This window comes from Geotalea uraniireducens (genome assembly GCF_027943965.1).
GTDB classification, from domain to species: Bacteria; Desulfobacterota; Desulfuromonadia; order Geobacterales; family Geobacteraceae; genus Geobacter; species Geobacter uraniireducens.
Map to the genome: position 1 here is coordinate 1,311,045 of NZ_AP027151.1, position 20,989 is coordinate 1,332,033.

At 63.3% G+C, this 20,989-nt stretch carries 19 protein-coding genes; 13 read left to right on the top strand and 6 right to left on the bottom strand.

Annotation, left to right across the window (positions count from 1 at the left end):
* Window positions 1-221: 221 nt before the first annotated feature.
* On the top strand, window positions 222-2,255 hold the full coding sequence (locus QMN23_RS06085; RefSeq protein ID WP_282002616.1) for an ATP-dependent helicase: 2,034 nt from the start codon (window positions 222-224) through the stop codon (window positions 2,253-2,255).
* A 13-nt stretch (window positions 2,256-2,268) separates the two neighbouring features.
* Here the strand turns inward: QMN23_RS06085 and QMN23_RS06090 are convergent, their stop codons facing one another.
* Window positions 2,269-3,837, bottom strand: coding sequence for a sensor histidine kinase (locus QMN23_RS06090; protein WP_282002617.1), 1,569 nt, complete (start codon window positions 3,835-3,837; stop codon window positions 2,269-2,271).
* A gap of 9 nt (window positions 3,838-3,846) precedes the next feature.
* A complete protein-coding gene (phnD, locus tag QMN23_RS06095; RefSeq protein ID WP_282002618.1) occupies window positions 3,847-4,779 on the bottom strand; it encodes a phosphate/phosphite/phosphonate ABC transporter substrate-binding protein in 933 nt (310 codons plus the stop codon).
* A 289-nt stretch (window positions 4,780-5,068) separates the two neighbouring features.
* Here phnD and QMN23_RS06100 point away from each other — a divergent pair, with 289 nt between their 5' ends.
* Entirely contained in the window at window positions 5,069-5,632 is a 564-nt protein-coding gene (locus QMN23_RS06100) for a hypothetical protein (protein WP_282002619.1), read from the top strand.
* 71 nt (window positions 5,633-5,703) lie between these two features.
* On the opposite strand, the gene QMN23_RS06105 is transcribed toward QMN23_RS06100, so the two are convergent.
* On the bottom strand, window positions 5,704-6,261 hold the full coding sequence (locus QMN23_RS06105) for a peroxiredoxin (RefSeq protein ID WP_432613103.1): 558 nt from the start codon (window positions 6,259-6,261) through the stop codon (window positions 5,704-5,706).
* A gap of 265 nt (window positions 6,262-6,526) precedes the next feature.
* Between QMN23_RS06105 and QMN23_RS06110 the strand changes: the two genes are divergently transcribed.
* Window positions 6,527-7,042 (top strand): peptidylprolyl isomerase, encoded by a 516-nt coding sequence (locus QMN23_RS06110; protein WP_282002621.1) that lies wholly within the window; start codon window positions 6,527-6,529, stop codon window positions 7,040-7,042.
* A 124-nt stretch (window positions 7,043-7,166) separates the two neighbouring features.
* On the opposite strand, the gene QMN23_RS06115 is transcribed toward QMN23_RS06110, so the two are convergent.
* From QMN23_RS06115 to QMN23_RS06125, 3 genes are all read right to left on the bottom strand, one after another.
* Window positions 7,167-9,257 carry a diguanylate cyclase gene (locus QMN23_RS06115; RefSeq protein ID WP_282002622.1) on the bottom strand — a complete coding sequence of 697 codons (2,091 nt, stop codon included), beginning with the start codon at window positions 9,255-9,257 and terminating at the stop codon, window positions 7,167-7,169.
* 137 nt (window positions 9,258-9,394) lie between these two features.
* Window positions 9,395-10,777, bottom strand: a complete 1,383-nt coding sequence (locus QMN23_RS06120; protein WP_282002623.1) for a TldD/PmbA family protein — start codon at window positions 10,775-10,777, stop codon at window positions 9,395-9,397.
* A complete protein-coding gene (locus QMN23_RS06125) occupies window positions 10,767-11,051 on the bottom strand; it encodes a DUF4911 domain-containing protein (RefSeq protein ID WP_282002626.1) in 285 nt (94 codons plus the stop codon). Before QMN23_RS06125 ends, QMN23_RS06120 begins: the two co-directional genes overlap by 11 nt.
* A 414-nt stretch (window positions 11,052-11,465) precedes the next feature.
* Here QMN23_RS06125 and QMN23_RS06130 point away from each other — a divergent pair, with 414 nt between their 5' ends.
* From QMN23_RS06130 to QMN23_RS06175, 10 genes are all read left to right on the top strand, one after another.
* Window positions 11,466-12,356: a formylglycine-generating enzyme family protein gene (locus QMN23_RS06130; RefSeq protein WP_282002627.1), complete on the top strand. Its 891-nt coding sequence runs from the start codon at window positions 11,466-11,468 to the stop codon at window positions 12,354-12,356.
* Window positions 12,353-14,158, top strand: a complete 1,806-nt coding sequence (recQ, locus tag QMN23_RS06135; RefSeq protein ID WP_282002629.1) for a DNA helicase RecQ — start codon at window positions 12,353-12,355, stop codon at window positions 14,156-14,158. The genes QMN23_RS06130 and recQ overlap by 4 nt, the downstream gene beginning before the upstream one ends.
* A gap of 74 nt (window positions 14,159-14,232) precedes the next feature.
* Window positions 14,233-15,834, top strand: a complete 1,602-nt coding sequence (locus QMN23_RS06140) for a DUF445 family protein (RefSeq protein ID WP_282002631.1) — start codon at window positions 14,233-14,235, stop codon at window positions 15,832-15,834.
* A gap of 74 nt (window positions 15,835-15,908) precedes the next feature.
* Window positions 15,909-16,466 (top strand): hypoxanthine-guanine phosphoribosyltransferase, encoded by a 558-nt coding sequence (locus QMN23_RS06145; RefSeq protein ID WP_282002632.1) that lies wholly within the window; start codon window positions 15,909-15,911, stop codon window positions 16,464-16,466.
* A 62-nt stretch (window positions 16,467-16,528) separates the two neighbouring features.
* A complete protein-coding gene (locus QMN23_RS06150) occupies window positions 16,529-17,839 on the top strand; it encodes an NCS2 family permease (RefSeq protein ID WP_282002634.1) in 1,311 nt (436 codons plus the stop codon).
* 144 nt (window positions 17,840-17,983) lie between these two features.
* Window positions 17,984-18,121: an IS1/IS1595 family N-terminal zinc-binding domain-containing protein gene (locus QMN23_RS19690; RefSeq protein ID WP_432613098.1), complete on the top strand. Its 138-nt coding sequence runs from the start codon at window positions 17,984-17,986 to the stop codon at window positions 18,119-18,121.
* A complete protein-coding gene (locus QMN23_RS06160) occupies window positions 18,081-18,863 on the top strand; it encodes a hypothetical protein (protein WP_282002656.1) in 783 nt (260 codons plus the stop codon). Before QMN23_RS19690 ends, QMN23_RS06160 begins: the two co-directional genes overlap by 41 nt.
* A 264-nt stretch (window positions 18,864-19,127) precedes the next feature.
* Window positions 19,128-19,397 (top strand): hypothetical protein, encoded by a 270-nt coding sequence (locus QMN23_RS06165; protein ID WP_282002658.1) that lies wholly within the window; start codon window positions 19,128-19,130, stop codon window positions 19,395-19,397.
* A gap of 334 nt (window positions 19,398-19,731) precedes the next feature.
* Complete coding sequence (locus tag QMN23_RS06170) at window positions 19,732-20,352, top strand: hypothetical protein (RefSeq protein ID WP_282002659.1); 621 nt, start codon at window positions 19,732-19,734, stop codon at window positions 20,350-20,352.
* Between the two features lie 69 nt (window positions 20,353-20,421).
* On the top strand, window positions 20,422-20,913 hold the full coding sequence (locus tag QMN23_RS06175) for a hypothetical protein (protein ID WP_282002661.1): 492 nt from the start codon (window positions 20,422-20,424) through the stop codon (window positions 20,911-20,913).
* Window positions 20,914-20,989 lie beyond the last annotated feature (76 nt).

Here is a 20,989-nt window from a genome sequence, read left to right on the forward strand (position 1 = left end):
GCGGGCCTTGCGCTTTTACTAAGCAGTGCGTTGCTCTGACAGGAACACCCCCCCAGCAAGGGGAGGGAGTTGTCGAGTCGTCGGGTTTCGCCTTTGTAACCGGCTGCCGATGGCCGCCGCGCGACTAAGCTATTGATTTCGGCGTTGCCGATCTGCTATCACTGAAGGAAGCCGGGCACGACCGCCCGGCTGTTTTTTTTTTCGACGATTCGAGGTAGTCCATGTTCGACCTGTCCACCCTCAATCCGCCCCAGCGCGAGGCGGTCAGCCATACCGAAGGGCCGCTGCTCGTCCTGGCCGGGGCCGGCTCCGGCAAGACCCGGGTAATCACCTGCCGGATCGGCCATCTCCTCGACAAGGGGGTGCCGGCGGAGAACATCCTGGCGGTTACCTTCACCAACAAGGCGGCGGGGGAGATGAAGGAGCGGGTACGGGAGCTGGTGGGGCGGCAGCGCTGCAAGGGGATGGTCATCTCCACCTTTCACTCCCTCGGGGTGAAGATCCTCCGCCGCGACATCGAGCGGCTCGGCTTCAAGAAGAATTTCAGCATCTACACCACCTCCGACCAGCTGGGGCTGATCCGCCAGGCGCTGCGCGAGGCGAACATCGACGGCAAGAAGCATGATGCCGAGTCGATGCTCTGGAAGATCTCCGGCTGGAAGAACCGGCTGCTCCGCCCCGAGCAGGTGGTCCCCCGCTACCAGGACGAGGACGAGCTGCTCGCCTGCGGCCTCTATCCCCGCTACCAGTCGGCTCTCAAGGCCTGCAACGCCATCGACTTCGACGACATCATCATGCTGACCGTGGCACTGCTCCAGGAACAGCCTGAGGTGCTCGACCACTGGCAGGAGCGGTTCCGCTACATCATGGTCGACGAGTATCAGGACACCAACTCGTCCCAATACCTGTTTATCTCGCTCCTGGCCCGCAAGTACCGCAACCTCTGCGTGGTGGGGGACGACGACCAGTCGATCTACGGCTGGCGCGGCGCCGACGTCGGCAATATCCTCGATTTCGAGAAGGAGTATCCCGGCTGCCGGGTGGTGAAGCTGGAGCAGAACTACCGCTCCACCGGGATGATCCTCGAGGCGGCCAACCAGGTGATCAGGAACAACCGGACGCGGAAGGAGAAGCGCCTCTGGACCGATGCCGGCGACGGCCGGCCGATCGACCTCGTGGTGGCGCTGGACGACGAGGAGGAGGCAACGGCGGTGGTCGAGCGGCTGGAGATGGAGCGCTACCGGCACAACCTCTCCTACGGCGACTTCGCCATCCTCTACCGGACCAACTCCCAGAGCCGGGCCTTCGAGGAACAGCTCCGCTTCGAAAGCATCCCCTACGTGCTGATCGGCGGGATGCAGTTCTACGAGCGGAAAGAGGTCAAGGACGCCCTCTGCTACCTGAAGGTGATCGACAACCCGCTCGACGAACAGGCGCTCCTGCGGGTGGTCAACTTCCCGCGGCGGGGGATCGGCGACGGGACGATGGTCAAGCTCAACCAGTGGTCGCTGGCCAACGATTGCCCGCTCTTGGAGGCGTTCGGCCGGGTGGCGGAGATCGATGGCATTACCGAGCCGACCCGGGAGAAGGTCCTGGCTTTCCACCGGCTGATCAGCGGGGCGGCGGCGGAGTTCCGCCAGCGCGGCGAGCTGGCCGGCCGGGTCAAGGCGCTGTTCGACCGGCTCGGCATCGAGGACGAACTCTACCGGACTATCGAGGAGCCGGCCATCGCCCGGCGCAAGGTGGAGAACGTCGAGCAGATCATCAACTCGATGGCGAGTTTCGAGGAGCGGATTCCCGGCGCCACCCTCTCCGGCTTCCTGGAGAAGGTTTCGCTGATGGACGAGGACCGTTTCTCCGGCAAGGACAAGAAGGAGCACGGCCGGGACGCGGTGACCCTGATGTCGCTCCATGCCAGCAAGGGGCTGGAGTTTCCCTACGTCTTCCTGGTCGGCCTGGAGGAGGAGCTGCTGCCGCACCGGAAATCGCTCGACGAAGGGGTCTCCCTCGACGAGGAGCGGCGGCTCTGCTACGTCGGCATCACCCGCGCCCGGCAGCACCTGACCATCAGCCGCTGCGTCCATCGGAAAAAATACGGCAAGCTCCAGGAGCGGGAGCCGTCGCGCTTCCTTGCCGAGATCCCTGAACGGCTGCTGCAGCTGCATGACGGCACGGCGAAAAAGACGGTCTCGGCAGAGGAGCAGGAAAAACTGGCGGGGGATTTCTTCGCCCGGATGCGGGCGATGCTGGAGTAGCCGGCGGGCTGGCTCAGAGGGTGAAGAAGAAGGTGGCCCCTTTGCCCGGCTCCCCCTCGGCCCAGACGCGGCCGCCATGGCGGTGGATGATCCGCTGGACGGTCGCCAGGCCGATCCCGGTCCCTTCGAACTCGTCCGCCCTGACCAGCCGTTGGAAGGCGCCGAAAAGTTTGTCGGCGTGAGCCATGTCGAAGCCGATGCCGTTGTCGCGGACGAAATAGACCGGGTGGCCGCCACGTTCGGCCGTATTGAATTCGATGCGCGCTTCCGGGGCCCTCGCCGTATATTTCCAGGCGTTTTGCAGCAGGTTCTGCAGGACCAGCCGGAGCAGGCTGGGGTCGCCCACGACCCGGACCGCCGGCGCGATGGTGAACGTTACGGCCCGCTCGGGGGCCAGTTCCCGGAACTGGTCGGCGAGGGTGGTCGCCAGGATGCTGAGGTCGACCGATTCGTGATGGATGTCGGCCTGGTTGACCCGGGAGAGTTGGAGCAGGTCGTCGATCAGCACTCCCAGTTCGGTGCCGGCGTGGTCGAGCCGGTCGAGGTAGTGCATTCCCTGCCGGTCCAGGGCCGGTCCGTATTCCTCCATCAATGCCCGGCTGTAGCCGCTGATGTGGCGAAGCGGCGCCAGCAGGTCGTGGGAAACCGAATAGCAGAACGATTCCAGTTCCCGGTTGGAACTTTCCAGCTGTGCGGTCCGCTCGGCGACCCGCCGTTCCAGGTCCGCGTTGAGCCGGCGGATCTCGCCTTCCGCCTGGCGTCGCTCGGCCACCTCGTTCTGGAGGAGCCGGTTGGCGTCGGTCAGTTCCCGCGTCCGCTCCCGGACCGTCTGCTCCAGGGAGGTGTTCAGCTCCTGGACGCAGTCTCGGCTGACGGTCGTCTGCTCCAGATTTTCGGCCATCCGGTTGAACGAGGCCGCCAGCATGCCGATTTCGTCCCCGGTAACGATCCGCAGCCGCCGGGCGAGATTCCCCCGTCCCAACTCTTCGGCTCCCTGCCGCAATTCGTCGATCTGGTGCGTCATCGCGCCGGTGAAGACCAGGGTGAGCAACGTGCCGGCCGCCAGGATGGCAATCACGATCCAGCAGCTGTTCCTGGTAACCTTCGTCACCTCGCCGGCAATCGCTTCCCCCGACATGCCAAGATGGACGGTACCGAGTTCGCCGGCGAGGATCGGTGCCGCGATGTCGTAGATCAGCCCCTGCTCGGTATGCAGTTCCTGGATGCGGAATTCCTGGCCCGGCTTGGGCTGGTTGATCCCCTGGAGCGCGGGCGGGAACGTCTTGCCGAAGGTATGAGCCAGCAGACGATGGTCGGGGGTCTGGACGAACAGGTAGGCAATGTCTTCTTCGTGCTGATGGTGGTCAAGGGTCAGGAGCTGCAGGGCGATCCGGTTCTCGGTCAGGATCGGATCGACCGCCACCACGGCAAAGTGGCGGGCGATCGAGATTCCCCGCTTTTGCAATTCGGAGGTCAGGGTTTCCTGGAGCGAGCTGCGGATGTACGCCAGCACGGAGATCCCCAGCAGGATAAAAATCCCGATGGCCCCGCCGAGGAGCCTGCTACGGAACGTGGTCAGCATCTTCATGCCTCAGTCGGCTTCGCCGAACCGTGCCAGCTGCTTTTTCATGGCGCGGATCGAATCGTAGTTGCGGTCGTCGCCCCTGACGAACCGATCAATCCCCATTCCATCGAGAATTGCCTTCCCCTCCCTGTCCTGGTGCATCTGCAGGAAGATCTGGCGTAACCGCTCCTTGGTGGCCGCCGGCAGGCCCGGCCGGACCACCAGCGGCGGAATCCCGTAGGCCGGCGACCGGTAGATGATTCGGGTGGCGCCGGTAAAGGCGGGATTCCAGCGGGCGAGGTACTCCCAGATCAGGCTGTCGACGGCGGCCCCGTCGACCAGGCCGCTGGCGACGGCCCGGATCGATTTGTCGTGGCCGTATGTATAGGTATAGCTGCGGAAGAATGATTCGGCGGATTCGTGCCGTCGGTGCAGCAGGTAGATCGGGACGATTGCGCCGCTGTTGGAGTCGGGATCGGTGAAGGCGAAGGTCTTGCCGCGCAGGTCGTCCAGTTGCCGGGCCGGGCTCGTCGCCGGGACGATGATGTAGGAGCGGTAGGTGGTCGTGCCGTGGACCACCGGCATAGCCAGGATTTCCAGCTTGAAACGGTTGTGCCCGTCCACGTACGGACCGGCGCAGACAAAGGCGGCGTCGACTCCACCTTCGGCAAGGAGCCGGTTGATCGACTCATAGTTGCCGCGGTCGACCAGCAGCACCGGCCGGCCAAGTTTGCCGGCCACATATTCCTTCATCTGCAGGTAGTAGCGGTACCCTTCCTTCGGGGTGATCATCGCCCCCATGCCGAGCCGGAGCGGGTTGGCCGCCGGCGGTGGCTGGGGGAGGGGCTTGACGTCGCTGGCGCGGAGTGAAACCTCCGTTACCGATTGCCGGTCGCATCCGGCCGCAACCGCGAGCAGCAATGCGATCACAAACCCTGGGACAGCTGCTGAGCGTTTCATGGTAACCCCGCCGGCCGTCAAGCCAATTGTAAAGGGAAATCACCTGGTTACCGGTGTTTGAGCAAGAATTGTTCCACCTCCGGCATGCCGCGCGGAGCCGCTGGGCCGGTTGCCGGCGAGGGGGGCGGAAAAACGGATACTCCTGCGAATTGTGCGCAGATCTCCCGCCTGGCGGGCAGCGTGCCACCGCCGGCCGGCGGTTTGGTCGAGTCCGGCGCGGCGGCGATCCCCGGGCGATGGGTCCGTTTTTTCACCGGCATGCTGCTTTATCACGGTGCCGTTGTGTGGTATGAAAAGAGAGAAGGGGAGGGCGGGCTGGCATCGCCGCCCGTCCCGGGGGGATACCATGACGCTGCGGACCATCACCGTCAACGATCTGATGCAGACCGGTTACACCTATACCCTGGCGGAGCCGATGGGCGAGAATTTTCATCCCGACTTCACCCCCGAGCTGACGCCGCGGGAGATGCTCGAACTGGGGGTCTTCGGCGGCAAGTACCTGACCGACTGCACCGGCGAATTTCCCGCCGACTGGTTCGTCAACGCCAGGCTCTGCCACGAGCGGCACGTGCCGGAACTGAATTTCTTCGGGGTGAACGCCTCGAAGCCGCTGGCCTACTGGCGGGCCAAGGGGTGGATCTATCACGAGGACCCGCGGGGGTGGTTCCAGTGGTACTGCCGCTATTACCTGGGGCGGCGCTGCGCCGACGACGAACGGCAGATTCGGCGCTGGCGGGCGATGCGTCGCCACATCGCCCAACTGGCGAAGAATTGCCCGCCGGGCGACCTGAGCTGCCGGCGCCGGCAGCGACAGGCGCTGCTCCACTGGGCCTACGACAGCCGGCAGATCTGAGCGGTGCCGGCAACGAACAAGGCCGCCTCCGGGCGAACCGGGGCGGCCTAGGGATGTAGGATGTAATGTTGTTACTTGCCGAGGGTCTTCTGCCCCGGTTTCCAGCCGAGCGGGCAGAGTTCGCCGGTCTGCAGCGCTTCCAGGACCCGCAGCGTTTCGTCGACGCTCCGCCCCACCGACAGGCTCTGCACTACCTCGTATTGCAGGACGCCGTTCGGGTCGATGATGAACAGGCCGCGCAGGGCGACCCCCTCCTTGTCGTCGAGGATGCCGTAGGCGCGGGTGACTTCCTTCTTCGCATCGGCCAGCAGCGGGAAGGCGAGATCGCCGAGGTCGCCCCGCTTGATCCAGGCCAGGTGGGAGTACTTGCTGTCGACCGAGGCGCCGAGGACCACCGCATTCAGCTCGGTGAAGCGGCTGAGGGCCTTGTTGAAGCCGGTGATTTCGGTCGGGCAGACGAAGGTGAAGTCTGCCGGGTAGAAGAACAGCACCACCCATTTCCCCCGGTAGTCGGCCAAACTGATTGGTTTGAATTCCTTGTTGACCACGGCGTCGAGGGTGAACGGCGGGGCCGGCTCGCCGACCTTGGCCTGTTGCTGCTCCATCGCCCCCAGGTGATGTTTCATCATCATTTCCCGATAATCGGCCATCCCGGCCGGCTCACCGGCAATGGCGGCTCCCGCCAGAAGCCCGCTTACCATGACAGTCATCAGCAACGCTGTTGCCCGTTTCATGAATACCTCCTCAAAAAAAGGTCCGGATTGCGAAAACGTCACAATCATATCCCATTTGCCGGTCATTGCAAGCACCGGGACCGCCAAACGGAAAAAAGGTTCTCCATTGTCCCGCTTTATGATACAAATCATGAACTTTGTTACGAAGAAAGGAGTTGTCATGAGCGAAGAACAAAATCCCCTGGTCGTCATCGAAACCTCGATGGGCGACATCACCATCGAGCTGTTCCGGGACAAGGCGCCCATTTCGGTCCGTAACTTCCTCTCCTACGTCAAGGACGGGTACTACACCGGGCTGATCTTCCACCGGGTAATCAAGGGGTTCATGATCCAGGGGGGCGGGCTGGACGAAGCAATGCAGCCGAAAAAGACCAAGTTCGCCATCAAGAACGAGGCGACCAATGGGCTCTCCAACAAGCGCGGCACCCTGGCGATGGCCCGGACGGCGGTGGTTGACAGTGCCACTTCCCAGTTTTTCGTCAACCTGGTGGACAACACCTTCCTCGATCATCGCGGCAAGACTCCCGATCTGTTCGGCTACGCCGTCTTCGGCCAGGTGAGCGAAGGGATGGAGGTGGTCGATGCCATCGCCGCGGTAAAGACCGGTTCGCGGGCCGGCCATACCGATGTGCCGGCGGAGAACATCATGATCAACGGCGTGCGCGTCGTGGAATAACGATCGCTTCGGTTGCGCTGCGAACAAAGGCCGTCCGGATGTCCGGGCGGCCTTTGTTTTCAGGCGAGCGGAAATGTCCTGCCGGGATGGCAGGGGCGGCAATGCCGCCGGGTCGGTCAGCCAGTCAGTTGGGCGCGCCGACGGTTTTGAGATGCGTTGCCGGCTGAGTGTCGTTCGAGCCGGCGATAACCACCCGGTTCCGGCCTTCTGCCTTTGCCCGGTAGAGGGCCACGTCGGCCGCCTTGAGAAGGACGGTGTCGCTGGTGCCGTCGTCGGGATAGGAGGCGACGCCGACACTGGCGGTGAGCCGCCCCTGGGGGAGGTTTTCTTCGTAGGGGAATTCTTCGTGCTCGATCTCCCGGCGAATCCGTTCGGCGACGAAGATCGATTCTTTCTTCGAGGTGCCGGGGAGGATGATGCAGAACTCCTCGCCGCCGTAACGGGTCACGACATCCATCTGCCGCGCCGAATCGCTGAGGATCTTTGCCAGTCGCTTCAGCGCCCGGTCGCCGGCCAGGTGGCCGCAGAGATCGTTGTAGATCTTGAAATTGTCCAGGTCGATCAGGATTACCGTCAGGCTGAGATTCTGCCGGATGCTCCGGGCCAGCTCCTCCTCCATCCGCTTCTTCAGGAAGCGCCGGTTGTAGAGGCCGGTCAGCGGGTCGGTGATCGACAGCTGTTCGAGCAGGTCGGCCCGCTCGATGGAGAGCGCCCGCTCGATCATGATCGAGGCGTGGTCGGTGAAGGTGATCAGCAGCTTCAGATCGGCCTCGGTGAAGATCCCCTGGTTCTTCTTGTCGGAAAGGTTGAGCACGCCGATGATGTTGTCCCGCAGTTTGAGCGGAATGCTGACGAATGATTTGGTCTTGAAGCGGGGACGGTTGGGGATGCCGACCCGCTTGTCCTTTTCGATGTCGTTGACCAGGAGCGGGTTGCCGTTGGCCGCCACCTTGCCGGCAATCCCCGCACCGACCTGGACCACCATGCTCTGGGCGAGCCGCAGGTTCATGCCGAGCGCCGACTGGATTTTCAGCGTGCCGCCGTTGTCGTCGATGAACATCAGCGAACCGCTGGACGCTTCGACGAGATCGGCGGCCATGGCGAGAATCCGGTCGTTCAACGCCTCCTTGCCGTCGGTATGGGAGAGGGCGCTGAAAATGGTCATCAGCTTGGTTGCTTGGGCGAGTTCCCGGGCATGGCGCTCCGTTTCCTGGAGCTGGAGCAGTTTTGCCGAGGCGCGATCGGCCACCAGCTGCACCAGCAGCTCGTCGCGGGGCGTAAGGTTACTGTCGAACAGCACGAGCATGCCGAGCAGCCTGCCGGCGGCGCTGAACCGGATGCAGGTGGCCTTGGCGGCGCCGATTTCCGGGAACAGGGCCTGGAGTTCATCGGCCAGCGTAACGACACTGGCGGTGCTGTTGCGGGGGAAGAGCGTCATTACCTTGGCGGCGGGAACGGTCCCCAGCGCGGCGGGAAGCCCCCAGACCCCTTCCATCCGGTAACTGGCGCCGGTCTGGTCGGCAATCAGGACCGCGATGCGCGAAATGTCGAAGAGGATGCCGAGGGTTTCGCTGGTGATGGACATCACGTCGCAGATGGTGCCGGCATCGTCGATGCCGGCAGTGACGCCGGTGATGGCGGAAATGCGCTGCATGGTCTTTTCGAAGACAATGCTGTGGAGATTCTTTTCCAAAAGTGCCGGCAGCAGCTCGAGGGCCTTGTTCGCCGCCTCCGTCACTTCATCGTGGGAGACGACCGGCAGCCCCTCGATCCGTTCGAGCAGGGAGAGGGCGTCGATGCTTTCGCCGCCGGCCAGGGACTCGACGTGGGCGAGGTCGATCTCCCGCTCGCGGACCCCGCTGCCGATCAGGCAGGAAAAGGGGAGTTCGCCGATCCGGAGCGGCACGGCAAAGTTGAGCAACCCGGCATGGCAGCGGAAAACCACCGGCCGGTTTTCGCTGAGCGCCTGCTGGATGGCCCCTTCGGTGGTTTCACGGCAGAATTTGGCGCAGAGGGGGTTCAATTCGGCCGAGCCGCAGATGGTCGGTCCCGAGCGGTAGTTTCCCAGGCCGAGTTCCTGGTCGCAGCAGAAGGTGAGCTGGTACGAGGAGAGGAACGGAAAGCTTTTCAGCGCCTCAAGCAGTTCAACCGGCTGGATTGTCGTCAGATCGCCATTGAACACGGCTGTTTCCTCGGTGGCTGTTCGGTACGTCATGCCACAACAATCAATATCAGGAAACGGTCCTGGTGTTGCCGGCCATCCGTGGCTTCCGCTAAGAGGCAAGTCTCCCCGCTTCTACAGGTTTCGTCGTGAAATAACACCGTATCGCTTCGTTGCACGTATCCGTCGGTTCAGGCTGCGCCGCCGACGGTAATCTCGGAGATCAGCAGGGTCGGCTGGGCATCGGATACCGGTACACCCTGCCCATCTTTGCCGCAGGTACCGATGCCGAAGCCGAGGTCGCTGCCGACCTGGACAATCTTCTGCAGTACTTCCGGCCCGTTGCCGGTCAGGGTCGCGCCGCGGACCGGCTCGCCGACGGTGCCGTTTTCGATCAGGTACCCTTCGGAAACCTCGAAAACGAAATCGCCGTTCACCGTATTGACCTGACCGCCCCCCATCTTCCGCACGAACAATCCCCGTTCGACGCCGCTGACGATCTCGTTCGGCGGCGTCGTGCCCGGGGCGATCATGGTATTCGTCATCCGGACGATCGGCTTGGCATGGTACGATTCACGCCGGCCGTTGCCGGTGGAGGCGCAGCCGTCCTTCATCGCCGACAGCCGGTCGTAGAGATATCCCTTGAGAATGCCGTTTTCCACCAGGACGGTCCGCTGGGCCGGCGTTCCCTCGTCGTCGAAGGAGAACGAACCGCGGGCATTGGGGATGGTGGCATCATCGATGACCGTCACCAGCGGCGAAGCCACCTGGGTGCCGACCTTCCCCGTATAGACCGACATGCCGCTCTGGGCAAGGTCGGCCTCCAGACCGTGACCGATCGCCTCGTGGACCATCGTCCCGCCCGCTTCGGAGGAGAGGACCACCGGCATCAGCCCACCCGGCGCTTTGCGCGCCGCCAGCATCATCGTCGCCCGGCGGGCCGCCGCCAGGGCGATCTCTTCCGGGCTGCGCTCGCGGAAAATCTCGAACCCCTGGAACCGGCCGAGCGGTTCGTAACCAGTCTGGATCTGTCCGTCGTCGGCGGCGACCACTTGGGTGACCAGCAAGGTGCCGGTCCGGGCATTTTCAATGAACTCACCCAGCGAATTGGCGATCTGGGTGTTTGTTCGGCTGTCTCGGTAGACAACCATAACTTGCTTGATTTTATTGCTGAATTTTCGCGCTGCCTGATCGGCTCGGTTCACTAACGCTACTTTTTCGCCAAGGGGTACGCCATCTGGCGGTGTTTCAATGGGGAAGCCGGCGCCGGTTACCAGCGGGCCCATGGCAATGGCGCGGTCGAATGCCTTGCCGCGAACCGCCCGGCTTACCGTGTCGGCCAGTGCCAGAAGCGCCTTTTCACTGATTTCATTGGTGTAGGCGTAGGCCGTTCGCAGGTCGGAGATGACCCTGATGCCGACCCCGCGATCAGTCCCGGCAAGAACCCGCTCGATTTTGCCGTCTTCACAGACGACCGAGGTACTTGACCCCTCCTCGAAGTAAATATCCGCAAATTCCCCGCCGCCGGCGAGGGCGCGGCGGAGAATGGCGGTAACGTTCATTTCATGAAGCATGGTTTAAAAGCTCCGTCTTAGACAATTCTATTAAAGCAATTTCAGTGCCGAGAGCAGCAAGCAATTCGTCGACCGTCGCGGCGAACGCGGCCGGATAGGTAAGGCTTACCGTGCCGTGCTGCCGATCGGCGGTACTGAGAGTGGCCAGCCCCTCGTACGCCTCGATGATAAATTTGAGATAGACCATATCCTGCCGGGCGACGCGGAAATAACGGATCATCTCGTCGCTCCGGTCGGGTGCTGCCAGCGGTTGTCGGTCGAGCGATGGTGACATTGTCTGCCTTCGGTATGCTGCCTGGGGATCGGTTGTCGCCCGGCTGGGCGGCGGTCGGGGCAGATTTGGTTACTGTGCCTGACTGCTGATGAGTACTCTCTTATAGTAGATGGAATTGACCTGCTTGTCCATGAATTTTGTCGGGAAAGCCACTGTTTACATCAACCGGCGGCCGCCTGTCGCCCCCTCGCTCGCGGTCGGTCGGGAGTTGTCGAAAAGAAGGATTTTCCGCCAGTCCCCTCGTGCCGCCGGCGCGGGGAAAGGCGTGTCCCGGCGGCGCAGCATGAAGCCTGCATGGCGGGCCGCCCGCCGGCAAGGCGTTAATTTCGTTGCGTCGTGCCGCCGGCCTGCGTAGAATGGAGCCGGCACTTCCCGGCTAATATTATCCGCTCTTCATGACAGCGAGGTCACGGTATGCTGAACAAACATCTCCCGGTAATCGTCATCGGTCTCGGACTCTGCTGCGTCGTGGTCACCCCGGCCGTGGCCAGAACGGGCAAAACCGCCCGGCCGACGGCAGCGGTGGCGGCAGCGGCGCTCCCGACGGTCGGGACGGTCTTCCGCGACCGGCTGCGGGACGGTTCCGCCGGCCCGGAAATGGTGGTGATCCCGGCCGGCCGCTTCCGGATGGGGGCGATCTTCGGCGGCGGCGACCCCGATGAAAAGCCGGTCCACTGGGTGACCATCGCCCGGCCGCTCGCCGTCGGCCGCTTCGAGGTCACCTTCGACGAATACGACCGCTTCTGCCAGGCGACCGGCCGCGAGCTGCCGAAGGACGGCCGGCGCTACTTCCCCTTCTCTAACTGGGGGCGCGGCCGCCGGCCGGCGATGAACGTCAGCTGGAACGATGCCATGGCTTACTGCCAGTGGTTGTCGCAGCAGACCGGCCGCAAGTATCGGCTGCCGAGCGAGGCGGAGTGGGAATACGCGGCGCGGGGCGGCAAGGATACCCCTTTCTGGTGGGGGGGGACGGCCGGCGAGAACCGGGCCGACTGCAAGGGGTGCGGCAGCCGCTGGGACAACCGGCAGACGGCGCCGGTCGGCTCGTTCCCGGCCAGCCCTTACGGTCTCTACGATACCGCCGGCAACGTCTGGGAGTGGTGCCTCGATACCTGGCACGAGGGGTACGATGGGGCGCCGACCGACGGCCGGGCCTGGCTCGGCGGCGATGACGAGCGCCGGGTGCAGCGGGGGGGCTCCTTCGGCAGCAAGCCCCGCTACATCCGCTCGTCGGCCCGGGGGCGCGGGGCGCCGGACGGCCGCTACGTCTATCTCGGCTTCCGGCTGCTGCGGGAGCTGGAGTGACCCAGTCTCCCCACGACATCCTCCGGACCGTCTTCGGGTACCACGCCTTTCGCCCTCTGCAGGAGCGGATCGTCGCCCGGCTGGCCGGCGGCGGCGACGCCTTCGTCCTGATGCCGACCGGCGGCGGCAAGTCGCTCTGCTACCAGATCCCGGCGCTGCTTCGCCCCGGGGTCGGCATCGTCGTTTCGCCGCTGATCTCGCTGATGAAGGACCAGGTGGACGCCCTGCGGGAGAACGGCGTTGCCGCGGCCGCCTACCATTCGGGGCTCGGCGAGCGGGAGGCCCGCCAGACGCTGGCCCGGCTCCATGCCGGCGAACTCGATCTCTTTTACGTCGCCCCCGAGCGGCTGATGAGCGACGGCTTCCTCGACCGGCTCCGCGAGCTTCCCATCGCCCTGCTCGCCATCGACGAGGCCCACTGCGTCTCCCAGTGGGGGCACGATTTCCGCCCCGAATACGTTGAACTGGGACGGCTGCGCCGGCTCTTCCCCGGAGTGCCGCTGATCGCTCTCACCGCCACCGCCGATCCCCAGACCCGCCTCGACATCGTCGACCGCCTCGGCCTGCGGGAGGCGGAGCTCTTCGTCTCCAGCTTCGACCGCCCGAACATCCGCTACACGGTGGTCGACAAACAGAAGCCGTTCCAGCAGCTGCAGACCTTTCTCAACGTCCGGCCCGACGAGGCCGGGATCGTCTATGCCCTGTCGCGCAAACGGGTTGAGGAAGTGGCGGCGAAACTGCAGCAGGCCGGGATCGCCGCCGCGCCGTACCATGCCGGGTTGCCCGACGCCGAGCGGAGCCGGGTCCAGGAGGCGTTTCTCCGCGACGACCTGCGGGTGGTGGTGGCGACGGTCGCCTTCGGGATGGGGATCGACAAGCCGAACGTCCGCTTCGTCGTCCACTACGACCTGCCGAAGAATATCGAGAGTTACTACCAGGAGACCGGCCGGGCCGGCCGCGACAGCCTACCGGCGGTGGCGCTGCTCCTCTTCGGCTACGGCGACATCGCCGTCAGCCGCGGCCTGATCGAGAACGGCAGCAACCCCGACCAGGTGCGGATCGAACTGCACAAGCTCAACGCCATGGTCGGTTTCGCCGAGGCGGTCACCTGCCGGCGCCGGGTGCTGCTCGGCTATTTCGGCGAGACGCTGGCCGAGCCGTGCGGCAACTGCGATATCTGCCTGACCCCGCCGGAGCAGTTCGATGCCACCGAGGCGGCGCGCAAGGCGCTCTCCTGCGTCTACCGGGTCGGCCAGCGGTTCGGGATGGGGCACGTCATCGACGTCCTGCGCGGCTCCCACGGCGACCGGCTCCGCCAGCTCGGCCACGACCGCCTCTCCACGTACGGGATCGGCGCCGACCGCTCCGCCGAGGAGTGGGGGAGCATCCTCCGCCAGCTGATCCACCGCGGTTATCTCGAACAGGACATGGCCAACTACTCGGTGCTGAAGCTGACCGCGGCGGCCCGGCCGCTGTTGCGCGGCGAGGAGACCCTCACCCTGGCCCGGCCGCGGGTGAAGGTCGCGGCGCCGAAGAAGGAGCCGAAGCGGCGGGCGGGGGGGCCGCCGACCGATTACGACGAAGGGCTCTTCCTGGCGCTGCGCGTCCTGCGCAAGCGGCTGGCCGACGAGCAGGGGGTGCCGCCGTTCGTCATCTTCAGCGATGCCACCCTGGTGGAGATGGCGGCGTTCCGTCCCGCCAGCAGCGACGAACTCCTCCGGATCAACGGCGTCGGCCACCAGAAGCTCGGCCGCTACGGCGCCGCGTTCCTGGCGGCGATCAGCGCCTCCCGGGGCGACTGAGCCCATTGCATTCCATCCCGTCCCTGTGCTATTGAACGGGGACTATCCATTTTCATTCCCAGGCAGGAAACCCCATGAACTTCCAGACGCTTCTCGGTACGGTCACCCCGCCGGTGGTCGGCGCGGTCATCGGCTACGTGACCAACGACATCGCCATTCGCATGCTTTTCCGTCCCCTCAAGCCGTGGCACATTCTCGGCGTCCGGGTGCCGCTCACCCCCGGGGTGATCCCGGCCGGCCGGCACGAATTCGCCACCTCCATCGGCCGGATGGTCGGCACCCACCTGGTGACCGGCGACGACGTCGCCCAGGCCCTCGGCAAGGATGCCTTCCGCCGCGAACTGCGGGAGACGGTGAATAACAAGCTGGACCGGCTGCTCGACCGGGAGCTCGGCACGGTCAGCTCCCTCGTTCCCCCCGGCCTGGAGCAGTGGCTGGCCGATCTCGGCGAGCTGGTCGCCCGCCAGGTGACCGACGAGATCGTCGCCTATCTGGGGAGCGACGGCCTGCGCAACGAACTGGCCGGCTACCTGGCGGTGCTGGAGAGCCGGGTGCTCCCCCGGGAGGTGGAACGGTTCCTGAACGGCGACCGCTACGAAGAGGTCCGGCAGAGTGCCGGCCGGGCGCTGGCAGCACTCCTCCAGTCGCGGGGCGTCACCCGGGCGGTGGCCGGGCTGGTCGACGAAAAGCTCGAAGAACTGCTGGCCGACGAACGGCCGCTGCGAGAGCTCCTCCCCGCCGAGCTGCCGGAGCTCGTGGCGGGGCAGCTCGACGAGGCGGTGCCGCCGCTCTTGGCGCGGCTGGGCGAGCTGCTGCGCACCCCGGAATTCCGGGCCGGCCTCGACGAGAAGCTGAAGGCGGGGATCGGCGGCGCGCTGCAGAACCTCAAGGGAGCCCTCGGTTTCATGGCCGGGCTGATCAGTGTCGACAAGATCTACGCGATGTTCCCCGGGCTGATCGACAAGGTGGCGGCGGAGATCGAGCTCTGGCTCCACGAGGAGCGGACCTGCCGCCAGGTGGCCGGGGTGCTCCGCACGAGCCTCGACGAATTCCTCGACCGGCCGCTGGCCGCCTCGCTGGCCCGGCTCCCTTACCGGCGGGTCGCCGCTGCCCGGAAGATGCTCCGCAAGGGGGCCCTTGGGCTGCTCCGCACCCCCGGCACCGCCGAACTGCTCCTGGAGCTGGCCGAGCGGGAGCTGCAGCGCCGGCTTTTGGCCGGCGGGGAAGGGGAGCCGCTCCTCGACCGGCTGGTGCCGGCGGTGGAGGCGGAACGGTTGCGCGGCGCCCTGGCCGACTGGCTGGTGGCCCTCCTCCGGGCGCCGGAAACCCGCGGCGTCGTGGCCCGGCTGGTGGAGGCCAAGCTGGGCGACTGGCTCTACCGGGCGCCGCTCGGCCGGCTGTCGGCCCGGCTCCCCGCCGGCGCCCGCCGCGATCTCGACGAGGCGGTCTATCGCCAGGTGGCCGAGCTGCTCGAAAAAGAGGTGCCGCCGCTGATCGAGGCGATCGATGTCAGCCGGATGGTCGAAGAGAAGATCAACACCCTCGACATCCTCAAAGTGGAGGAGCTCTTGCTCAGCATCATGGAGAAACATTTCCTCTATATCAACCTGTTCGGGGCGCTGCTCGGCTTCGTCATGGGGTGCGGCAACGTCCTGCTGCTGGCCCTCGGCCGTTAGCCGTCTCCATGCTTGCCTTGCCGGGCAAATTGTTTTAGGCTGCGACCATTACCATTACGTTACGAGGTATCCCCATGTCCGTCGTTCCCGATGAAGTGAAAAACGCCCTGGCCGAGGCCGACCTACTGTTCGGCGAAGCCGAGGTGGAAGCGGCCATCGAGCGGATGGCCGTAGCCATCAACGCCCGGCTGGCCGGCGCCAATCCGCTGGTCTACTGCGTGATGAACGGCGGGCTGATCGTCACCGGCAAACTGCTGCCGCAGCTCGCCTTTCCCCTGGAGGCCGAATACCTCCATGCCACCCGCTACGGTCACCGGCTCTACGGGACGGTCCTCGACTGGAAGGTCAAGCCGGCCCGGGACATGCGCGACCGGACGGTGCTGATCGTCGACGATATCCTCGACGAAGGGGCGACCCTGGCAGCGATCATCGACTACTGCCGCGAGCACGGGGCGCGGGAGGTGCTGACGGCGGTGCTGGTGAACAAGCTGCACGACCGCAAGGCCCGTCCCGAGCTGGTCTGCGATTTCGTCGGCCTGGAGGTGGAGGACCGCTACCTGTTCGGCTACGGGATGGATTACCAGGGGTACTGGCGAAACGCCCGGGGAATCTACGCCCTGAAGGGACACTGAGCCCCGGCCCTTCATCCACTGCCGACCGCCTCGGCGTATTTCTCCGCAGACAGGACCCAACCATGAATGCCCTTGCCGCATTTTTCCGCTTCGACCGCTACGAAACCACGTTCCGGCGGGAGACCGTCGCCGGGATCACCACCTTCCTGACCATGGCCTACATCATCATCGTCAACCCGGCGATCCTGGAAGCGGCCGGCATCCCCCGCGGCCCGTCCACCACCTCCACGATCATCGCCGCGGTCTTCGGTACGGTGGTGATGGCCTTTTACGCCAACCGCCCCTTCGCCATCGCCCCCTACATGAGCGAGAACGCCTTCATCGCCTTCACGGTGGTCAAGGTGCTCGGCTACAGCTGGCAGACCGCCCTCGGGGCGGTGTTCGTCGCCGGGGTGCTCTTCACCGTCCTGACCGTCTTCAAGGTGCGGAGCTGGCTGGCCGACTCGATCCCGATGTCGCTCAAGTGCGCCTTCGCCGTCGGCATCGGCCTCTTCCTCACCTTCATCGGCCTCAACGAGACCGGCATCGTCACCCTCGGCGTCGCCGGCGCCCCGGTGAAGATGGGGAACATCACCCAGCCGTCGGTGCTGCTGGCGTTCTTCGGCTACCTCCTGACCGTGGTGCTGATGATCCGCAAGGTCCCCGGGCCGATCGTCATCGGCATCATCGCCACCACCGTCCTCTCCATCGCCTGCGGCGTCACGCCGATGCCCCACTCCTTCGTCAGCATGCCTCCCGACCCGACGCCGATCGTCGGCCAGCTCGCCATCGGCAACGCCCTCGACATCCGCTTCTTTCCGGTGGTGCTGACCATCTTCATCATGGCCTTCCTCGACACCGTCGGCACCCTGATCGGCCTGTCGATGCGGGCCGACCTGCTCAACGACGAGGGAAATCTGCCGGAGATCGAGAAACCGATGCTCGCCGACGCCCTCGCCACCACCGTGGCGCCGCTCATCGGCACCACCACCACCGGCGCCTACATCGAATCGGCCGCCGGCATCGAAGAGGGGGGGCGGACCGGCTTCACCGCCCTGGTGGTGGCGCTGCTCTTCCTCCTGGCGCTCTTTTTCGCCCCACTCTTCACCATCGTCCCCCCCCACGCCTACGGGATCGCCCTGATCGTCATCGGCTCGTTCATGATCGAGCCAATCAAGCGGATCGACTTCGAGGATTTCACCGAGGTGGTGCCGGCCTTCCTGACCATCGTGCTGATGATCTTCACCTACAATATCGGCGTCGGCATGTCCACCGGGCTTCTGACCTATCCGCTGCTGAAGACCATCGCCGGCCGCGGCCGCCAGGTCTTGCCGGGGATGTGGGTGCTGGCGCTCCTGGCGCTGTCGCTGTTCATTTTCTTTCCGAAGATGTAGACGGCCATTTCGTACTTGCCAATATTTTTACAATTCTGTAGCATTACAGATATCCGTTGGTAACGTCGCCGAGCGATGATGACCGACGGATATTTTGTTTCCATCGGGAAACATTTTTACCTTATACTGGAAAGGAAGAACGCGATGATCTGCCCCGCCTGCCACGCCGAAGTCATTCATCGGCTGGGAAAAACCGTGAAAGGTCGGCAAAGTTTTGTCTGTTTCACCTGTGGCAAAGAGTTTGTCCCCCAATCCGTCAGCGCCGCCGCCCAGCGGCAGTAAGCTCCGGCGGCGGGCGGCCCGCTTCCGGGTCGCCCGCCCGCTGCTCCTCCTCCTGCTGACCCTCTCCCTCTGGCCGAAGGCCGGCCAGTCCCTGGCGCCCGTCGATTCGCGGGCATCGCGCTACGAGATCGTCTCCCACGGTTTCCGGGTCGGTACCCTGCAGACGAATTTTTCCCTGGTCCCCTTCGACGGCCACCAGGCGCTGAAATACTCCTCAGTCACCCATATCCACGCCAGCCTGCTCTTCTATTCTCTCGACGCCGAGACAAAGGAAGAGGCGGTGGTCGACAACGACGCCACGGTCTCCTACCGGCGGAGCAGCCAACGTAACGGCAGCTGCACCGACGTCACCGGCCGGGCGGAGAAAGACGGTTTCCATCTCGACGTCACCGCCGACGGCGTCAAGCGGAGCCTGGTCTTCGACCGGAAGCTCTACGACCACACCACCATGGAGTGTCCCGAACTGCTCCTGAAGCACGAGGGGGACGAGATGACAGAACGGATACTCGATTTCGAGACGCTCTCCATCGTCACCCGCCACTACCGCTGGGTCAGGACCGAAGATGTCGCCGTCGGCGAGGGCAAGGTCCGCTGCCGGGTGATCGACTTCGAGGACCAGAACAAGAAGGGGCGCCGCTGGATTCGCCAGGACGGCCTCGGGGTGATCATCGCCCGCCAGGACGGCACCGGCAAGGACGGTTCCTACTCGCTCCGGATGACCAAGCTCAATAGCAAGGGGTAAGCGCGCCCCGCCGCACTTCTCGCATCTTCCCACCAGAGGCCTTCAGGGCCTCTTTTTTTTGCCTGCGTTTTTCTCCGTAGTGCCTACTTCTGAAGCAGGGGCAGGGCGGCTGCCGCTGCCCGGACTAAATTATTTTTCGTGAGGTTACTATATGTAGGAACTTTGCGGAATTCCGGGGAGTTGCGGGGTGGATTGGGCTTTGTGAGTGTGGGCTTATGTGGTAGGGTGGGGGTGTCGGCGGAGGCTGTAGCCCACGGAGGGGCCATGCTCAAGGATATGAAATCATATTGCCACCTGAAGCCTGGGCAGAAAGGGACGCAGCGCCTGGTGGAGCAGTACGGCGATGCGCTTCTCTGTGTCCGTTACCGCTGTGACGCGAAACGCGGGGTGCGGTTGAAAACTGTCGAGTTGATTGTCGAGGAACGGCCAGCCCGACGGTCGTGCCGCTTCGGTGATGGTCTGCCCCACGCCGGCAAGCGATCCGGTCAAGCTGTTGCCACGGATGGCGGGCTTGAAAGGAATGGGAAAAGTTGAGGGAAGTAGGTCAGCCGGCGGAGGGGTGTTACTCGTAGCGTTGCGGATAAGTGCCAAGGACATGGACACCCGCGCCGAGGCGAAGGCGGCCGGTGGCCGTTGGAATCCTGAAAAGAAACTCTGGTAAGTCAGTTACGGCAATGTCGTTGGGACAGCGCTGAAAAAGTATATAGATATAGATGGTTTTGATAAGTAGCAAAAAACCAGTTTCCATATAAATGTATATAGCAACGCACCATATAGATGTAGATGGATCGATATACATCCATAAAGTTCTATATACATGTAGATAGCACACCCTAACTGGTGATTTACGAGTTGGATCGAGAAAGAAATGAACGACGATTACAGCGATAAATTATACAAAGAATACTCGTCGCAGCGAGAGAAGCTTGACGGAGCTTCACTGGAGGCAGCAGGCCGATATGATCGAGCTATCTTAGCGATCAGTACCGGAGCATTGGCGCTATCGGTTACTTTCATTGAGAAAATTGTTTCAACACCACAGACTTGGACTTTGTTTCTTCTTGTGCCAGGCTGGATCTTGCTACTGTGTACAATCATCCTGCAGTTGCTCGCTCTCGCTTCCAGCCAAAATGCTACAAGTGAACAAATCAGAATACTTGACCAACAGTACCAGAAGTATTTTTCTGCTGAAGATGCAGCCCAAGCTGTCAAGGATGGTTGGATAGAACCAGAGAACCCATACGTCAAAAGAACCAACAGGCTAAACATCGTCTCCCAAATTACCCTGATTATCGGGATTTTACTTGTACTCGCTTTTTCATCCGTAAACGTTTGCGTCAATACCTGTACAAGAAAGGAGGCAGAAATGGCTGACAAACCCTCATCTCCAAAACCAGCATCTACCACCAAGATAGGAAATATCAGAGGAAGTTATACGCCGCCGACGAATAAGCTCCCGCCACCTCCGCCACCGAAAAGCAGCAAATGATCCAACCATCAGCACGACCGGCCCTTGAGAAACCGGGCCGGTCGGCTTATAGCGAACAGGAGGCTTCCCGTGTTCAGGTTTTGGAAACGCATCGCTATAGCTTTGGTCGTGGGGTTATTTCTGGGGATATTTTTTGCGGCCATGTCTAAGATGGATTCGATAAAGCAACAGGAATCAGAGGAAAAGAAGCAAAGGGAGCAGGAGCAACAGGAATATGCGAAGAAAGTAGAGAAAGCGAAAAAGGCGGAAGAAAAAGCCCGCAAGGCAAGGGAAAGGCTAAATATCAGCCCAGAGGAAAAGTCGCAGGCCGTAACAGCACTGCAAAGATTCAGAGATGAAGATATCATTCAGAAAATTGAATATTTTGGAGATGGGCTTGTGAGAGTCTGGGTATGGCCCAAATTTCACATGATGCCGTATGACTGGAAACAGAACCTATGCGGCTACGTTGCAGAAGCGTATTTCGACGACGTTAACGGGTATATCGCCATTACAGACGGAATGTCCGGCAATGATGTAGGCAGCTTTTCGCTGACACGTGGGCTCAAAATGAAGGAGTAATCAGCGGTCGGTGAAATATGATCCAACCATCGGGTGGTGCGGTGAAGTCCGCACACCCTCAGCACCGTTGAATCGA

Coding starts and splice junctions, on each gene's coding strand:
- QMN23_RS06130 (WP_282002627.1), top strand. CDS start 11,466: ATGCTGAACAAACATCTCCCGGTAATCGTCATCGGTCTCGGACTCTGC.
- QMN23_RS06090 (WP_282002617.1), bottom strand. CDS start 3,837: ATGCTGACCACGTTCCGTAGCAGGCTCCTCGGCGGGGCCATCGGGATT.
- QMN23_RS06145 (WP_282002632.1), top strand. CDS start 15,909: ATGTCCGTCGTTCCCGATGAAGTGAAAAACGCCCTGGCCGAGGCCGAC.
- QMN23_RS06100 (WP_282002619.1), top strand. CDS start 5,069: ATGAAAAGAGAGAAGGGGAGGGCGGGCTGGCATCGCCGCCCGTCCCGG.
- QMN23_RS19690 (WP_432613098.1), top strand. CDS start 17,984: ATGATCTGCCCCGCCTGCCACGCCGAAGTCATTCATCGGCTGGGAAAA.
- QMN23_RS06170 (WP_282002659.1), top strand. CDS start 19,732: ATGAACGACGATTACAGCGATAAATTATACAAAGAATACTCGTCGCAG.
- QMN23_RS06125 (WP_282002626.1), bottom strand. CDS start 11,051: ATGTCACCATCGCTCGACCGACAACCGCTGGCAGCACCCGACCGGAGC.
- phnD (WP_282002618.1), bottom strand. CDS start 4,779: ATGAAACGCTCAGCAGCTGTCCCAGGGTTTGTGATCGCATTGCTGCTC.
- QMN23_RS06140 (WP_282002631.1), top strand. CDS start 14,233: ATGAACTTCCAGACGCTTCTCGGTACGGTCACCCCGCCGGTGGTCGGC.
- QMN23_RS06115 (WP_282002622.1), bottom strand. CDS start 9,257: ATGACGTACCGAACAGCCACCGAGGAAACAGCCGTGTTCAATGGCGAT.
- QMN23_RS06110 (WP_282002621.1), top strand. CDS start 6,527: ATGAGCGAAGAACAAAATCCCCTGGTCGTCATCGAAACCTCGATGGGC.
- QMN23_RS06165 (WP_282002658.1), top strand. CDS start 19,128: ATGCTCAAGGATATGAAATCATATTGCCACCTGAAGCCTGGGCAGAAA.
- QMN23_RS06150 (WP_282002634.1), top strand. CDS start 16,529: ATGAATGCCCTTGCCGCATTTTTCCGCTTCGACCGCTACGAAACCACG.
- QMN23_RS06105 (WP_432613103.1), bottom strand. CDS start 6,261: ATGATGAAACATCACCTGGGGGCGATGGAGCAGCAACAGGCCAAGGTC.
- QMN23_RS06120 (WP_282002623.1), bottom strand. CDS start 10,777: ATGCTTCATGAAATGAACGTTACCGCCATTCTCCGCCGCGCCCTCGCC.
- QMN23_RS06085 (WP_282002616.1), top strand. CDS start 222: ATGTTCGACCTGTCCACCCTCAATCCGCCCCAGCGCGAGGCGGTCAGC.